Annotated in this window: 12 protein-coding genes; 3 read left to right on the top strand and 9 right to left on the bottom strand. The window is 69.6% G+C overall.

Annotated features, from left to right (window positions below; translation table 11 throughout):
- Positions 1-9 precede the first annotated feature (9 nt).
- From ACFQRE_RS10520 to recR, 6 genes are all read right to left on the bottom strand, one after another.
- Complete coding sequence (locus tag ACFQRE_RS10520; RefSeq protein WP_380121977.1) at positions 10-1,002, bottom strand: LytR C-terminal domain-containing protein; 993 nt, start codon at positions 1,000-1,002, stop codon at positions 10-12.
- A gap of 277 nt (positions 1,003-1,279) precedes the next feature.
- On the bottom strand, positions 1,280-2,350 hold the full coding sequence (locus ACFQRE_RS10515) for an aspartate-semialdehyde dehydrogenase (protein ID WP_380121975.1): 1,071 nt from the start codon (positions 2,348-2,350) through the stop codon (positions 1,280-1,282).
- A gap of 28 nt (positions 2,351-2,378) precedes the next feature.
- Positions 2,379-3,671: an aspartate kinase gene (locus ACFQRE_RS10510; protein WP_380121972.1), complete on the bottom strand. Its 1,293-nt coding sequence runs from the start codon at positions 3,669-3,671 to the stop codon at positions 2,379-2,381.
- Positions 3,672-3,799: 128 nt separating this feature from the next.
- Positions 3,800-5,185, bottom strand: a complete 1,386-nt coding sequence (locus ACFQRE_RS10505) for a pyridine nucleotide-disulfide oxidoreductase (RefSeq protein WP_380121970.1) — start codon at positions 5,183-5,185, stop codon at positions 3,800-3,802.
- 87 nt (positions 5,186-5,272) lie between these two features.
- Complete coding sequence (locus ACFQRE_RS10500; protein ID WP_380121968.1) at positions 5,273-5,875, bottom strand: DUF5063 domain-containing protein; 603 nt, start codon at positions 5,873-5,875, stop codon at positions 5,273-5,275.
- Complete coding sequence (gene recR / locus ACFQRE_RS10495; RefSeq protein WP_380121966.1) at positions 5,868-6,467, bottom strand: recombination mediator RecR; 600 nt, start codon at positions 6,465-6,467, stop codon at positions 5,868-5,870. The genes ACFQRE_RS10500 and recR overlap by 8 nt, the downstream gene beginning before the upstream one ends.
- Positions 6,468-6,639: 172 nt before the next feature.
- On the opposite strand from recR, the gene ACFQRE_RS10490 reads away from it, so the two are divergent.
- The gene (locus tag ACFQRE_RS10490; RefSeq protein WP_380121964.1) at positions 6,640-8,190 is read left to right on the top strand and encodes an SGNH/GDSL hydrolase family protein; all 1,551 of its coding nucleotides are present in this window, start codon (positions 6,640-6,642) and stop codon (positions 8,188-8,190) included.
- 14 nt (positions 8,191-8,204) lie between these two features.
- Here ACFQRE_RS10490 and ACFQRE_RS10485 read toward each other — a convergent pair whose 3' ends face one another.
- Both ACFQRE_RS10485 and ACFQRE_RS10480 read right to left on the bottom strand, forming a co-directional pair.
- Complete coding sequence (locus tag ACFQRE_RS10485; RefSeq protein WP_380121962.1) at positions 8,205-8,885, bottom strand: lysophospholipid acyltransferase family protein; 681 nt, start codon at positions 8,883-8,885, stop codon at positions 8,205-8,207.
- Entirely contained in the window at positions 8,882-11,269 is a 2,388-nt protein-coding gene (locus ACFQRE_RS10480) for a DNA polymerase III subunit gamma and tau (RefSeq protein ID WP_380121960.1), read from the bottom strand. The genes ACFQRE_RS10485 and ACFQRE_RS10480 overlap by 4 nt, the downstream gene beginning before the upstream one ends.
- A 93-nt stretch (positions 11,270-11,362) precedes the next feature.
- On the opposite strand from ACFQRE_RS10480, the gene ACFQRE_RS10475 reads away from it, so the two are divergent.
- Positions 11,363-12,010 carry an ABC transporter ATP-binding protein gene (locus ACFQRE_RS10475; RefSeq protein ID WP_380121958.1) on the top strand — a complete coding sequence of 216 codons (648 nt, stop codon included), beginning with the start codon at positions 11,363-11,365 and terminating at the stop codon, positions 12,008-12,010.
- A 5-nt stretch (positions 12,011-12,015) separates the two neighbouring features.
- Entirely contained in the window at positions 12,016-13,407 is a 1,392-nt protein-coding gene (locus ACFQRE_RS10470) for a hypothetical protein (protein ID WP_380121956.1), read from the top strand.
- Here the strand turns inward: ACFQRE_RS10470 and ACFQRE_RS10465 are convergent.
- Positions 13,404-14,291 carry a LysR family transcriptional regulator gene (locus tag ACFQRE_RS10465; protein ID WP_380121954.1) on the bottom strand — a complete coding sequence of 296 codons (888 nt, stop codon included), beginning with the start codon at positions 14,289-14,291 and terminating at the stop codon, positions 13,404-13,406. The two genes, ACFQRE_RS10470 and ACFQRE_RS10465, sit on opposite strands and share 4 nt — an antisense overlap.
- Between the last annotated feature and the right edge of the window lie 53 nt (positions 14,292-14,344).

Here is a 14,344-nt window from a genome sequence, read left to right as displayed (position 1 = left end):
TCCCGGCTGTCACTTGCAGGGGCGCGAGACGGTGGGGGGCGGGTCCTTGCGGACGGCCTGCTTCGGGGGCATCTCGGCCGCAGGGATGACGCCTGCGTAGAGGTTGCCGAGGATGACGTCGATCGTCAGGTTGTCGCGCGGAACCTCCTTGAGGACGGCGCCCTTGATGTGGCGCTGCACCTGAGCGGCCGCGAGGTCTGCGTCCGGCCCGTGGAGGATGACGGCGACATCGTTGGGCAGGAACGACTTGTCCGGGTCGTTGCCCTGCTTGCCCGGCGAGAAGCCGCGGGCGGTGAGTTCGGTGAGCGTCGCCCTGGCCAGGCCGGGGCGCCACGTCGCGTTGTAGACGTTGACCCTGTAGGACTTCTGACTCGGCGGCTTGGGCGGCGGAGCAGGGAGCATCTTGGTGAAGTCGGCTCCAATGACGAGGGCGACACCGGTGCCGGGGCGTCCGTCGTTCTCGAGCTCGGCCCCGTCGATGGTCTGGGCCACGAGGAGGGCCTGGTCGAGGCCGGCCTTGCCGTGGTAGATCCGGGCGGGCGCCTTGACGTAGAGGTTCCGCGGCGCGCTCGACACGTCGCCGACGACGAAGCCACGGCGGCTGAGGTCGCGACCCACGACATGGCCCGCGCCGTTCTGGCCGGAGGCGTTGAGGACCGTGACCTTGAAGGACCCCATGGCGGGAGCCGGGACCACGAGCGGCTGGCAGACCACCTTGGGCTGCTCGCTGCGCATGAGCCCGGTGCCGTAGGCCGCCGCAATGCTGGCCGTCCCGAGGAGCAGGGCCGGGATGGTGATGAAGGCCGCGAGGTGGCGGAACTGGTAGCGGCGCCAGATCTGGTCATCGCTCAGCGCCTCCTGGGACTTGGCGCGCTCGAGAAGTTCCTTGTGCACGGTGTCGCGGGTCATGTCGACGCCACGACGAGCGAGCTCACCAGCAGCAGAGACGGCGCGCACGGGCAGCGGGGAGCGCTCGGGCTCTGGTGCCTTCTTCCTGAACACGACGCCTCCTCACGACTCGACCTTTCGCTGCGGTCCCACAACCGCTGAACGCATTGCACCATGAGTCACACCCGTCACACTAGTAACACGCCGAATACCGTCACCTGATCGATATCCCCATTGACTCGACTGCCCCTGCCCCGCTGTTTTGCACCGTGACAGACGCACATGGACAGGGCCTGTCCACGAGGTCACGTCGGTGTCACGCGGGGCGTGTCGCCCGGCGCGCCGCACGTCAATGGGGGTATGCCGCCCGCTCAAGTCGGCAGGCGGTGGTTCAGAGGGTGGCGGCGACGAGCTCGGCGGTCTGCAGCATGTTGAGGGCCGCACCCTTGCGCAGGTTGTCGCCACAGACGAAGAGGTCGAGGGTGCGCGGGAAGTCGGTGGGCTGACGCAGCCGACCGACGAAGCGCGGGTCCGCGCCGACGATGTCGGCAGGCGTGGGGAACTCGCCCTGGTCCGGGTCGTCGAGGACGACGACGGCCGGGGCCTCGACGAGCGCCTGGCGAGCCTTGGCCACGGTGATCGACTTCGCGAACGTTGCGTGCACCGACACGGAGTGGGTCGAGACGACGGGCACCCGCACGCAGGTCGCGGACACCTTGAGGCCGGGCATGCCCAGGATCTTGCGGGTCTCCTGGCGGATCTTGGACTCCTCCGAGCTCCACCCGTCACCCACGTGCGACCCGGCAAACGGCAGGACGTTGAGCGCCAGCGGCCCACCGAAGACGCTCGGACCCAGCTCGTGGTCGATCGCGCGACGCACGTCACCCGGGCGCATCCCGAGCTCGCGGTCACCGGCGACGACAGCGATCTCGTCATGGAGCCGGGTCATGCCTGCACGGCCGAGACCCGAGGCGGCCTGAAAGCTCGTGACGACGAGCTCGGTGAGTTCCCAGTGCGCGTGCAGCACAGCGAGCACGTCGATCATCGTCATGACCGTGGCGCCCGGGTTGGCGATGACGCCCTTGGGTCGGTCGTTGACGGCCTCCGGGTTGATCTCGGGCACGACGAGGGGCACGTCGGGGTCGCGACGGAACGTCGGGCTGTTGTCGATGACGACGGCCCCGCGCTCAGCGGCGATCACTGCCCACTTGGCGGAGATCTCCGGCGGCACGTCCACGACGGCGACGTCGACGCCGTCGAAGAACTCGGGGGTCAGGGCCTCGACGATGAGATCCTCGTCGGCCACGCGGCACACCTTGCCGACGTCCTCGGCCCCAGCGGCAAGGCGCACCTGTCCCCAGATGTGTCGGCGCATCGGCAACACCGCAAGGACGACGGTGCCCACCGCACCGGTCGCGCCGACGATGGCCAGGGTCGGCGCGGCTGTAGTCACAGCGGTCATCCGATCATCGCCACCTGTACGCCACCTGTCAGCGCCCAGTGCCGGCGTAGACGACGGCTTCACCGTCCTCGGAGTCGAGCCCGAAGGCGGTGTGCACCGCCCGGACGGCTTCTTCGAGGAGTTCGCTGCGGGTGATGACCGAGATCCGGATCTCCGACGTCGAGATCATCTCGATGTTGACGTCGGCGTCGGCCAGCGCGCGGAAGAAGGTCGCTGAGACGCCCGGGTTGGAGCGCATGCCGGCTCCGACGAGGGAGAGCTTGCCGACCTGGTCGTCGTACTGCAGACCCGTGAACCCGACCTGCTCCTGGATCGCGGTGAGCGCCTCCATCGCCGTCTGCCCGTCGGTCTTGGGCAACGTGAACGAGATGTCGGTGAGGCCCGTGTCCGTGGCCGAGACGTTCTGCACGATCATGTCGAGGTTGATCTCGGCATCGGCGACGGCGTGGAAGATCTGGGCGGCCTTGCCGGTGGTGTCGGGGACGCCGACCACGGTGATCTTGGCTTCGCTGAGGTCGTGCGCGACACCGGCGATGATCGGGGCTTCCACGGCTTCTCCTTCTGTGCTTTCGGCGCCCACGGCGCGCAGCTGGTCACTGACGATGGTGCCTTCCTTCGGGGTGAAGGAGGACCGGACGTGGATGGGGATCTCATAGCGGCGGGCGTACTCGACGCTGCGCAGGTGCAGGACCTTGGACCCGCTGGCCGCGAGCTCGAGCATCTCCTCTGCGGAGATTCGGGCGATCTTGCGGGCCTTGGGAACGATGCGCGGATCGGCGGTGAAGACCCCATCGACATCGGTGTAGATCTCGCACACGTCGGCCCCGAGCGCGGCCGCGAGCGCAACGGCGGTGGTGTCGGTGCCACCGCGGCCAAGGGTGGTGATCTCCTTGGTCGTCTGACTGACGCCCTGGAACCCGGCAACGATGACGACGTGCCCCTTGGCCAGGGCCTCGGTGATGCGGCCCGGCGTGACGTCGATGATCTTGGCCTTGCCGTGCGCCTCGTCGGTGATGACGCCGGCCTGGCTGCCGGTGAACGAGCGGGCGCTGATGCCGAGGTCGTGGATGGCCATCGCGACGAGCGCCATGCTGATCCGCTCACCGGCGGTCATGAGCATGTCCAGCTCACGCGGCGCCGGGACCGGGCTGACGTCTTGGGCGAGGTCGACGAGCTCGTCGGTCGAGTCACCCATCGCGGACACGGCGACGACGACGTCGTTGCCGGCCTTCCTGGTCTCGGCGATGCGACGCGCCACGCGCTTGATGCTCTCGGCATCGGCGAGCGAGGAGCCGCCGTACTTCTGGACGACGATGGGCACGTCTGAACTCCCATGCGGTGGTTCGCGGGGTCGGTTAAGTGGTCGCCAGCGAGTCTAACGACGGGGTCGGGTCCTTGAACTGACGCCCGTATGCCGGTCGCTCGCGTTTGGTTGCGCCGTGCGGTTCGCTACTGCATGTCCGTCGGCGCGCCCAGTTCCGCGAGGCGCGCCATGCCGGCGGGCGTGTGGGTCGCGAGGCGCTCGCGGGCGTCGTCCAGGGCGTGTGATGCCGGGTATCCCGGGGGGATGCGAGTCGGGTTGAGCGAGATGCCGTCGGCCCACGCCTTGATGTCGGGCTCAGCGGAGAACGCCATGGTGGCTCGGGCGCCGCGGAAGAACATGCGCGCCCAGTCGGCCCTGGAGTTCCCGTAGTTCGACGGTGGACAGAGGCTGTTCTTCTCGTCGTCAGCAGTTCGGGTCGCCTCGATGTACCCGGCGATGGCCGCTCCGAAAGTAGGGAAGCCCGCCCTGACCGGTTGCAGCGTGATGACGTCAGGACGCCAGACCGGGACGAGGGGTGGGTACTTCAGCCCGTCCGCGGCGCAGTGCACGACGAGGGCATCGTCAGCAACACGGACCGACGCGTCGGCGAACTCGAGCCGGCCACGGTCGACGGCCTTGATGTGCCCACGTCGCACGACGTTCTGCAGGGTTCGCAGCTGGTCGAGCTCCCACTTCGCCAGGGTGGGCGCCTTGGCCATCGTCGGAGTGACGGAGCGGTCGATCCGCATCATCACGTCGGCGTCCTCCATGCGGAGGAACAGGTCGTGGTGCGAGCTCGCGGACGCAGCCGACTGCATGATGTCGGCGGCGAGGCCGAGGAAGATCGCCGGGTCAGGCTGGACGCGGGCCCGGTTGAGCATCCACGGCTCGCGGGGGCGCACCCAGCAGATGGCGTCCGGGTCGACGCCTCGCGCCAGCAGCCAGATGCATGTGTCGGTGGCCGTCTTGCCGGAGCCGACGACGACGTACTCGCTCGGCGCCTCGCCCAGGCGGACGAGGTCGTTGACCGGCAGCACCCGGGCGCCCTCGCCCACGTCGAACGGGGCAGGCACCTCGGCCGGGATGCTGGGCGCGAGGTAGTGGGCATTCACGATCCGGCACGCCTGCGGAACCTGGAAGCGGTCGCCAGAGATACGCGACACCACGGTGCGGTCGCCGACGTGGTCGCTGTTGGGGAAGAACTCCAGCCGACCCGACGCCACCAACGTGTCTAGCACCCCTGCGTAGTAGGCCAGGATCTCGGGCTGGGTCGCGCGCTCCTGGAGCCCTGCCTCGGGTCCGCTCTCCTGCAGCCTGCCGCCGCCGAGCATCGTTGACGCGACGCCATAGAACGCCGACGACTGGTGGAGTCGGACGAAGGGGTACGCCTCGAGCCAGTGACCACCCACGCCGTGCCTGCGGTCGACCATCACCACGCGTGCGTCGGAGTGGGTGATGACCGCGTCGGAGAACGCCATTCCCATGGCACCCCCGCCGACCACCAGATAGTCGGCTTCGAGGGTCCTGGTCATGAGTCAACGGTGGCACCCCAGAGGCCGAGCGTCCACATCCATGTGGGTGGCCCAATGACCGCCTGCGGCGCCGACGACGAGTGTGGGCTACGGGTGGAGGGCGTCGAACTCGGCTTCGGCGACCGCGTCTGCGTCGGCATCGAGGCGGATGTGCGCCAGCAGCGCCTGGAGCACGCGCAGCGCGCTGGCCGCTCGCTCGCCCCAGTCGGAGAGGTAGCTGAACTGCCACCACCACAGGGCCTCGAGGATGCGGCCCTCCTCGTGGTGACGCAGGCCGTGGGCGAGCGCCGAGGCGACCACGGTGAGGTCGTTGGAGAGCGAGCCGGTCGTGAGCACGGGCTCCGTGACGGGGTCGACGACGTCGGCGTAGTCGTCGAGGCCTTCGAGAAGGTTGGTGAGGTTCTCGCGCAGCGGGTCGAGCTCGACGTCCGGGCCCGGGTCCACCTCGAAGCGGTCCTCCGGGACGATGTCCTCGATCGCGCCGAGGCGGGCGCCCATGACGAGCACCTGCGAGAGGGCGAGCAGTCCGAGCGGGAGGGCTGCTGCAGGATTGGCACCCGACGCGATGTCACTGACCGTGGCGAGATAGATGCGGGCTTCCGCGGCGGAGTCCGCAGCAAGGGCGCGCAGGTCCGAGAGCTGGTCGTCGGTCGGCGCGGCGGGGGTGCTGGGTGCGGTCTGGTCAGGCATCGAGCAGTCTCCGTCCTTCGAAGGCGCGACCGAGGGTGACCTCGTCGGCGTACTCGAGGTCGCCACCGACGGGCAGTCCGGATGCGAGGCGGGTGACCCGGATGTCCATGCCCTTGAGGAAGCGCGCGAGATAGCTCGCCGTCGCCTCACCCTCGAGGTTGGGGTCGGTCGCGATGATGATCTCCTTGACATCAGCACTGGCGAGGCGCGTCATGAGCTCACGGAAGGTCAGGTCGTCGGGGCCGATGCCGTCGATGGGGCTGATCGCCCCGCCGAGCACGTGGTAGCGACCGCGGAACTCTCGGGTCCGCTCGATGGCGACGACGTCCTTGGGCTCCTCGACGACACAGATGCTCGTGAGGTCGCGGCGAGGGTCGGCGCAGATGCGGCACTGCTCGGACTCGGCGATGTTGAAGCAGGTCACGCAGAAGCGCACCTTGACCTTGACCTGGGTCAGTGCGTCGACGAGTCGCTGCACATCGACCGCGTCCTGCGTGAGCAGGTGGAAGGCGATGCGTTGCGCGCTCTTGGGACCGACGCCCGGGAGTCGTCCGAGTTCGTCGATGAGGTCCTGCACTGCGCCTTCGTACACACCATGAGACTAGGCCACCCACCTGTCACTGGCTCACGACTGGCTGCGCGAGTCGGGAGGCACCACCCACCCGCAGCCTCCGATCCGCCTTGTTGAATCGCGGGGGAGCGCGTCCCTTGTCTGCGATCGCCCAGGTCGACATCATGAGTCAGGCCCGACAGGAGGTGCGCGGATGGTGCGGGAACGAGGGGGCGTTCGCCTCCTGATCGCAGTGATCGCCAGCTATCTCGTGCTGGCACTCCTGGGGGTGATCTTTCTGTTCCTCCTGCCCAGCGGCGTGGACGACACCGATCCCAGCCCGGTACACGACGAGAACGCGCCCCTGCTGCTGGCCCTCGGGGACAGCTTCATGTCCGGGGAGGGCGCAGATCGGTACCTTCCACAGACCGACATCCCCGCCAACCGCTGCCATCGCGCGGCGACGGCACATCCGTACCTCGTGGCGGAGCGACTCGGGATGCGACTCGTGTCCTCCGCCTGTTCCGGCGCCACGACAGAAGACTTCTACGGGCCACAGCACGCAGGCTCGCCCCTCTCCACGTACGGCGGCATCCGGCAACTCGATGTCCTTGACACGCCGCGCATGGCACCGGATGCCGGGCCAGAGCCGGGCCGCCCCGCTGTCGTTCTCATCGGGATCGGTGGCAACGACGCGGAGTTCGGAGACATCGTCCGCTCGTGTCTGGACGTCGACTGCCGTGTGGGGATGCGCGGGCGCACCGCGCGCCTAGAGACCGATGTCCAGCAGAGCCTGGCCACGCTCTACGCCGATGTCCGACGTCGAGTCCCTGACGACACACGTGTCCTCGTCATGACCTATCCGCAGCCCATCCTCGACGCAGACTGCGTGCCTGGGCTGAGCCGGGCCGAGATCCGGGAGCTGACCACACAGTTCCTGCCTCGGCTCAATGACATCATCCGGTTTCAGGCCTCGCGCCCGTCCGTGGGATTCGAGGTCGTGGAGGCCGAGGACGCCTTCGCCGGGGTCCGTTTGTGCGAGTCCTCCGATCCGGCGATGAACGGTCTGGAAGTCCGCCGGGGCAGCGGCGCCAGCGCACCCGCGGGCAGCATGCACCCCAACGAGAAGGGCCACGCCCTGCTGGCAAGAGCGGTGCTGACCCAGCTGGCCCAGCCGCCTGCGCCCGCCACTTCGGCATCCACGCCCAGCACGCCGCCCGACGCTCCTCCTCCCCCCGCGCCCGGCAGCCCACCAGGACCGCCAGGTCCTCCAGGCCCGCCGGGATCCGAAGGTCCACCGCCCGATGGCCCCACGGGAGCGCCGCCGAACCCCGACAGCCCGCCACCGGGCACCACCGTTGAAGTGCCCGGGTCTTCCCCCTGCTCCGCTGCGGGAGCCTTCATGAGCCTCGACAACGTGCGGCCCTTGGAAGCCGACGAAAGAAGCGTGACCTATGAGGCCGACGCGGGGTCCTTGGCGTGCATCTCAGTAGGTTCGGAAGACTGGGAGACGTTGACGTCCACGTCCGCTGGCCAGCTCGTCGTTGACGTCGGCCGGCTCGCTGAGGCCAGGGTGTCGACGATTCACGTCATCCGGTCCGTGAGCGGTGCTTTGCGATCCCAGGTGCTCACGCCCCCGCCTGACCGTCTCCCGGACCCCACCCCCTGGGTCAACCGAAACTCAGTGCGACTCCTCGCGGTCCTGCTCGCTCCCCTGCCTGTTGCCTTCGCGCTGTGGTGGTTCGGTCGCAGACGAAGGTCCTGACGCGCCCCGCTCGCTCAGTCGTCGGGGTCGGTGGCGGGGCGTTCGTTGTAGCCGTCCGCCCGCTCCTGGCCGGTCAGGGCGGCGATCGAGTCCATGACGTCGTCGGTCAACTGGCGACGTGCGCGCCCGGCGGGCAGGCCGGCATACGCCGAAGGCAGGATCGGCGTCCCGAACGCGATGGTGACGTCAGCGAGTCGCAACCCGCGCTGGTCGGCGGGCTGGACCTTGTCGGTTCCGATGAGGCCCACCGGGACCACGGGCACGCCCGCCGTGAGCGACAGGAACGCGACGCCGGTCTTGCCGCGGTAGAGCCGCCCGTCACGCGAGCGGGTGCCCTCGGGATAGATGCCGAATGCCTTGCCGTCGCGCAACACCTTGAGCGCGAGGTCCAGTGAGTCCTTGGCTCCGCCGGCGTCGTCGCGGTCGACCGGAATCGCGTCGCCAGCCTCCATGAAGCCGCGGACGAACCGACCGCGCAGGCCGGTGCCGGTGAAGTAGTCGTGCTTGGCGAGGAATGACACCTTGCGCGGTGCGGCGACCGGGATCGCGAAGCTGTCGATGAAGGAGAGGTGGTTGCTCGCGAGGAGCACGCCGCCCTCCTTGGGAACGTTGTCCTTGCCGAGGATCTTCGGCCGCCAGATCGCGTGCGAGAGCGACATCATTGCTGTCCGGCCGACCCAGTAGTACGTGCTCATGCGTCCTCTTCGTGAATGACTTTGCCGCCGAGGACTCGCTCGATCACGGGGACACCAACCTCCCCGAGGCCTTCCATGTCTTCGTCATCGTCGCTGCGTGCCGAGTCGTCGGCCACCTGCGGCTCGTCGGGGTCGGGCTCGGCCGCAACCGTCTCCTTGGCGCGGGCGAAGGGACTCACCGCGTCGTCCCCGGCGCCACCGCTGGCCCAGGCAGGGGCGGTCGCACCGTCGGCTGTTCCGCTCCCCCACTCGGCTTGCGTCGTGGGCGGCTGACTTGGCACGTATGCCGCCTGCTCACCTTCGCGTTCCGCCTGACCTTGCGCTGCCACGCCGTTGGCTTCGGCGCGGGCCTGCGCCGACTGCTGGTTCTGGGTCGGGCGAGCCTGTTCGGATCGGGGGGCGGCCACGGGTTCGGGGCGGTTGGGGTCGATGGTCGCGACCCCTGGAACGCCACCCGCGGGCGCAGAACCGTCGGCGGGCACACCCTCGACGCGGGTGTCGATGCCGAGGACGTCGATGAGGGCCTGCTGGACGTAGGTCGCGTGCGGGCCGCGGCGGAACGTGTTGGCCAGACCGGTCGTCGAGATGCCGAGGAGCAGGCGCTCGCCGTCGTAGTCGAGGACCTGGGCGTGCTCGGACACGAACGTCCACGTCGTGCGGCGCAGTTCGAAGACCTTGGCGAGGACATCGGGCCACGATCGCCTGATGGCCGCTGTGTCGAGTCCGGCCGGGCGGGCGGGGGCCGACTGCTGCGGCTGCGAGTCAACCGGCGCCTGAGCCGCAGGGGCTGCGACGGGCTCCGGGGACTGCTGAGTGGGCCGCTGCTGCGGCGGGGCCTGTGACTGCTGCTGGGGCGCCCGGAACTCGGGGGCCTGAGGAGCGGACTGTTGTTGCGGCTCCGGCGCTCGCTGGGACTCTCGGGACTGTTGGTGCTGGTCCTCGGGCTCGATGAACTCGGGCTCGTCCAGCTCAGGCGGCTCGTCAATGGGTCGCTCGGGAACGACGGATGCAGGTGCGGGAACGGGGCTGCTCGGTTGCGGCGGCTTAAGGTCCGGCTGGGTCTTCGGCTGGACTGCAGGGGCGACGGGCTGCACCTGTGCCTGCACGGGCTGCGCCTGGGCCGGCGCGGCCTGGGCCGGCGCGGGCTGGGCCTGCTGCACCGGCGGGCTCGGCTGGCGCACCGGCGCCGAAGGCGGAGCGGCGGCCGCGCCGGTGGGAACTCCGCCGACGTCAAGGCGACGTTCGAGACGATCCAGGCGAGCGGCATACCCGGCTTCTCCGGCAGCGCCGGGCAACAGCAGGCGAGCGGCGATGAGTTCGAGCTGGAGGCGCGGCGCGGTGGCACCGGTCATCTCGGAGAGGCCGGCGTTGACGATGTCGGCCGCGCGCGAGAGGGCGCCGGGACCAAAGGCCGCTGCCTGCTGGCGCATCCGCTCGAGCTGGTCCGGGGGCAGGGCACGCAACACGGCAGAAGCACCATCGGGCACGGCCGCGACGACGATGAGGTCGCGCAGACGCTCGAGCAGGTCCTCGATGTAGCGGCGCGGGTCGAGCCCGGTCTCGATGACCCGCTCGATCGACGAGAACGCACCCGCACCGTCGGCGGCGGCAAAGGCGTCGATCGCGGCGTCGAGGAGTTCGCTGTCGGTGAAGCCGAGCAGGGACGCGGCCGACTCGTAGGTGAGTCCCTCGGGTCCGGACCCCGCGATGAGCTGGTCGAGCACGGAGAGCGAGTCACGCACGGACCCGCCGCCGGCGCGCACAACGAACGACAGGACACCCGGGGCCACTGCGACCTTCTCGGAGACGCAGAGCTTCTCCATGTATTCGGTGAGCTGACCGGGTGGCACCAACCGGAAGGGGTAGTGGTGGGTCCGGGAGCGAATCGTGCCGATGACCTTCTCGGGCTCGGTCGTCGCGAAGATGAACTTCACGTGCTCGGGTGGCTCCTCGACGATCTTGAGCAGCGCGTTGAAGCCCTGCGGCGTCACCATGTGCGCCTCGTCGATGATGTAGATCTTGTAGCGACTCTGCGCCGGGCCATAACTGGCGCGTTCGCGCAGGTCACGGGCGTCGTCGACACCACCGTGGCTGGCGGCGTCGATCTCGATGACGTCGACCGTGCCGGCGCCTCCACGGGCCAGGGCCACGCAAGAGTCGCACTCGCCGCACGGGGTCGGCGTCGGGCCCTGCTCGCAGTTGAGGCACCGCGCGAGGATGCGGGCACTCGTGGTCTTGCCACAGCCGCGCGGTCCGCTGAAGAGATAGGCGTGGTTGACGCGCCCCGTCCGCAGCGCCTGCATGAGCGGCTCGGTCACGTGCTCCTGCCCGATGACGTCGACGAACGTCTCGGGGCGATAGCGGCGGTACAGGGCGGTGCTCACGGCCCCCAACCTAGTCGCCGTGAACGACAGCCCGTATGCCGCGTTCACCTGCCTGTGGATGGGCTCGCGGCAGCGGGTCGCTAGCGTGGCGCCATGGATGTCCGAGCCGAAGACGTGTCAAAGGTGATCGGCCCGGCGACCCTGCTCGCACCCGTCACGGTCACCGCGCCGAGTGGGTCGTGCCTGGTGTTGCGCGGCCCCAATGGCTCTGGCAAGACGACGCTGTTGCGCATCCTCATCGGGATGATGCCGGCGACGACGGGCCAGTCCTTCATCGGCGAGACGAAGGCGGACGAGCGCGACCCTGCTGTGCGGGCGGCCGTGGCTGCTCTCGTGGGTGCGCCCGCGACCTATCGCGACCTCACCCTGCGCGACCACCTCGTCCTCCTCGACGCGACCTGGGCCGGTGATGCCGACACCACCGACGAGCGGGTGGCGGCGGCGCTGTCGGACCTGGGCATCGGGGCGCTCGGGGGGCGGTTCCCCCACGAGCTGTCGTCGGGGCAGACGCAGCTCTTCCGGTTGGCGCTGACACTGTTCCGCCCGAGTTCGGTGTTGGTCCTCGACGAACCCGAGCAGCGGCTCGACACGTCCAAGCGGACTCTCGTCGCCGACCTCATCGCCGCCCGGCGTGACGCGGGCACGACCGTGGTTCTCGCGTGCCACGACCCGATCATCACCGAGCGGGTGACCGGCGGCGCCGCCGATCAGGTCGTCGACCTCGTCGCCGCCGAAGGCTGACGCGTATGAGCGCCACACACGTGACGGACGCCGAACGGCTCGCCGACACCGTCCACGTCCTCCACGGACCAGGCGGGAATCCCGCCCGCAAGGAAGTGGCGTATGCCGCGTACGTCGCCGTCATCGTCGTGGGGCTCTACGGCTTCCCGCTGCTGCGCGCTCTCGTCATCGCGGCCGACCGAGAGGCCATGGCGTCGGCGCTCCGCTCGCCCTGGTCGGCGCTGGCCCTGGTTGTGGTCGTAGCGGCGGTGACTCTGGCGGCGCGGGAGGCCGGGCGGGTGCGCGGGCCGATCGTCGCTCCGGTGCCGTGGATCGACCATGTCGTCGCATCGTCGATCGACCGATGGGCGAGTCTGCGGTCATGGTTCGGATACTCCCTGTTTGCAACGCTTTTCGCGGGTGGTCTGGCCGGGTTGGCAGTTGGTGGCGGATTCGCCGGCGCGCGTGCCGCGGGCTGGTGGATCCTGCCGGTCGGGCTCGTCATGGGATTGCTCGTCGGGCTGCTCGCTGGCGTTGCTTGGCTCGTCGGCCAGAGTCGCCTCTCCCCTCCCCCTCCGCCTGGAGACGGCCCCTGGTGGGTGCGCGAGGTGCGCCGGCTCGGGGTGCACGACCTGCGCACGCAGTCGTCGCGGTCCAACCGCATCGTCGGCGGTGTGCAGGCCGGAGACCTGCGCGCTGTCCGCCTCGAGGCCGCCCGACCGGTCACTCGCGGTCGTGATCTGCGGCTGCGCCACCGTGGCCCGATCATGACGTTGGTCGCGAGGGACGTTCTGGGACTACGGCGCTCGCCTGGCGCCGGCCTCGTGGGTTTGCTCCTGTGCGCCGCTGCTGGTGCCGGCATGGGGGCGACCTTGGGCAGCACCGCCGTCCCGCCGCTCGTCGGTTTCGTCGCGGGCCTCGTCAGCCACCTCGGCTTCGGCGCGCTTTCCGAGGGGCTGCGCCTCGAGGCCGACACCATGGGGACACCTCCGCTCTTCGGTGCGCCGCCGGTGCGTGCTGCGGCCGCACATCTGTTCGTGCCCGGCGCGATCCACCTCGTCACAACGGTTCTCGTGGGCAGCGTCACGGGAGTGGCAGTCGGCGCCGACCTCGGCGCCGTCTTTCCCTGGCTCGTCATGACCACGGTGTTCCTCGCCGGCGGGAGTCTTCTCGCGGCCTACCGCGGACGGCCGCCGTCGAGCCAGTTCAACCCGGTCCCGAGCCCGCAGACCGTGGCCATCTGGTACGCGTTCCCCCTCCTCCTTGGCACCCTGCTCATCGGCGGAATGGTCTGGGGCGCAACGCAGTTCCCCACCAACGGCTACTTCGTCATCGCCACGTGGGTCGCCGGTGCCTGGCTCGTCTACGCCGGTCTCAACCGGGTCCAGCGAGAGAACCTCGCCCACCGCGACGTCTAGGGCGTGTTCTGCGAATCGCGGCTGGCTCCAAGAACTCTCTCGGCGATGCCGGGCAGTGCCTGGGTCAAGACCGCGGGCTGCGGCGGCCGGGTGACCAGAGAGATAGCGACCTGACCCGGCACAGGGGAGGGTAAGAGCCGGTCGCCGGGATGGGCCCACCAGCGTGCTGCCAGGAGCGGCACGAGAGCCGGGGTCTGGCGATGGCGGGCGATGCGGAGGGTGGCCTCAATGGTGGGGCCGAGCTGTGGTGCGGCCCCGAGGGCGGAGAGCTTCCCTCGGACAGTCTCACCGGCCAGGTCGATCGTGGAGTACAGCACCGTCTGACCTGCGAACGGCCGCCTTCCTCCCCGCGGGGGTCCTGCTCCCTCGGGCAGGACCAGGACCAGGGGCGAGACTCCGAGGAGGGTGCGCTGCAGACCCCGGGGCAGGCTGGCCTGCTCGGCGATCGAGATGATCGCGGCGTCCAGCAGTCCGTCGTGGATCCGCTGAACGAGCACTGGCCCGTGGTCGACCTCGGGATGGACCGTGAGGCCCGGCAGCTCCATGTCCAAGGCGGTGAAAACGAGCGGAGCAAGGGCTTGGATCGTGCCGATGACAAGAGAGGGCGCGCCGGTGGTGGCTGCCAGGACCTGGTCGGGTAGCGCATCGATCTCGGCCAGCAGGCGGGCAGCCTGACGGGCGAGTTCCCTCCCGACCGGAGTAGGCCGAGCCCCAGTCGTGTCACGCTCGAACAACCGGCTCCCCAGCCGGCGCTCCAGGGCAGCCAATCGACGGGACGCTGACGGCTGCGTGGTCAGCAACTCCCTCGCGGCCGCACCGACCGAGCCGTGACGGGCGACCGACTCGGCCAGCGTCAGGTCCTCGATGCTCAGGCGGGAGGTCATGCCCGCAGTGTATGAGCAGGAGTCGCCGGGTGCTCTCTACCCGAGCTGACGTT

The sequence above is a fragment of the Knoellia pratensis genome (assembly GCF_042666395.1).
GTDB lineage: Bacteria > Actinomycetota > Actinomycetes > Actinomycetales > Dermatophilaceae > Knoellia > Knoellia pratensis.
The sequence above is the reverse complement of the archived record's forward strand: the minus strand, read 5'-3'. Positions and strand labels throughout refer to the sequence as shown.

Excerpts from the sequence above, each read along its gene's own strand:
- ACFQRE_RS10470 (WP_380121956.1), top strand. The coding sequence starts at position 12,016 with ATGAGCGCCACACACGTGACGGACGCCGAACGGCTCGCCGACACCGTC.
- ACFQRE_RS10490 (WP_380121964.1), top strand. The coding sequence starts at position 6,640 with ATGGTGCGGGAACGAGGGGGCGTTCGCCTCCTGATCGCAGTGATCGCC.
- ACFQRE_RS10500 (WP_380121968.1), bottom strand. The coding sequence starts at position 5,875 with ATGCCTGACCAGACCGCACCCAGCACCCCCGCCGCGCCGACCGACGAC.
- ACFQRE_RS10505 (WP_380121970.1), bottom strand. The coding sequence starts at position 5,185 with ATGACCAGGACCCTCGAAGCCGACTATCTGGTGGTCGGCGGGGGTGCC.
- ACFQRE_RS10465 (WP_380121954.1), bottom strand. The coding sequence starts at position 14,291 with ATGACCTCCCGCCTGAGCATCGAGGACCTGACGCTGGCCGAGTCGGTC.
- ACFQRE_RS10515 (WP_380121975.1), bottom strand. The coding sequence starts at position 2,350 with ATGACCGCTGTGACTACAGCCGCGCCGACCCTGGCCATCGTCGGCGCG.
- ACFQRE_RS10475 (WP_380121958.1), top strand. The coding sequence starts at position 11,363 with ATGGATGTCCGAGCCGAAGACGTGTCAAAGGTGATCGGCCCGGCGACC.
- ACFQRE_RS10485 (WP_380121962.1), bottom strand. The coding sequence starts at position 8,885 with ATGAGCACGTACTACTGGGTCGGCCGGACAGCAATGATGTCGCTCTCG.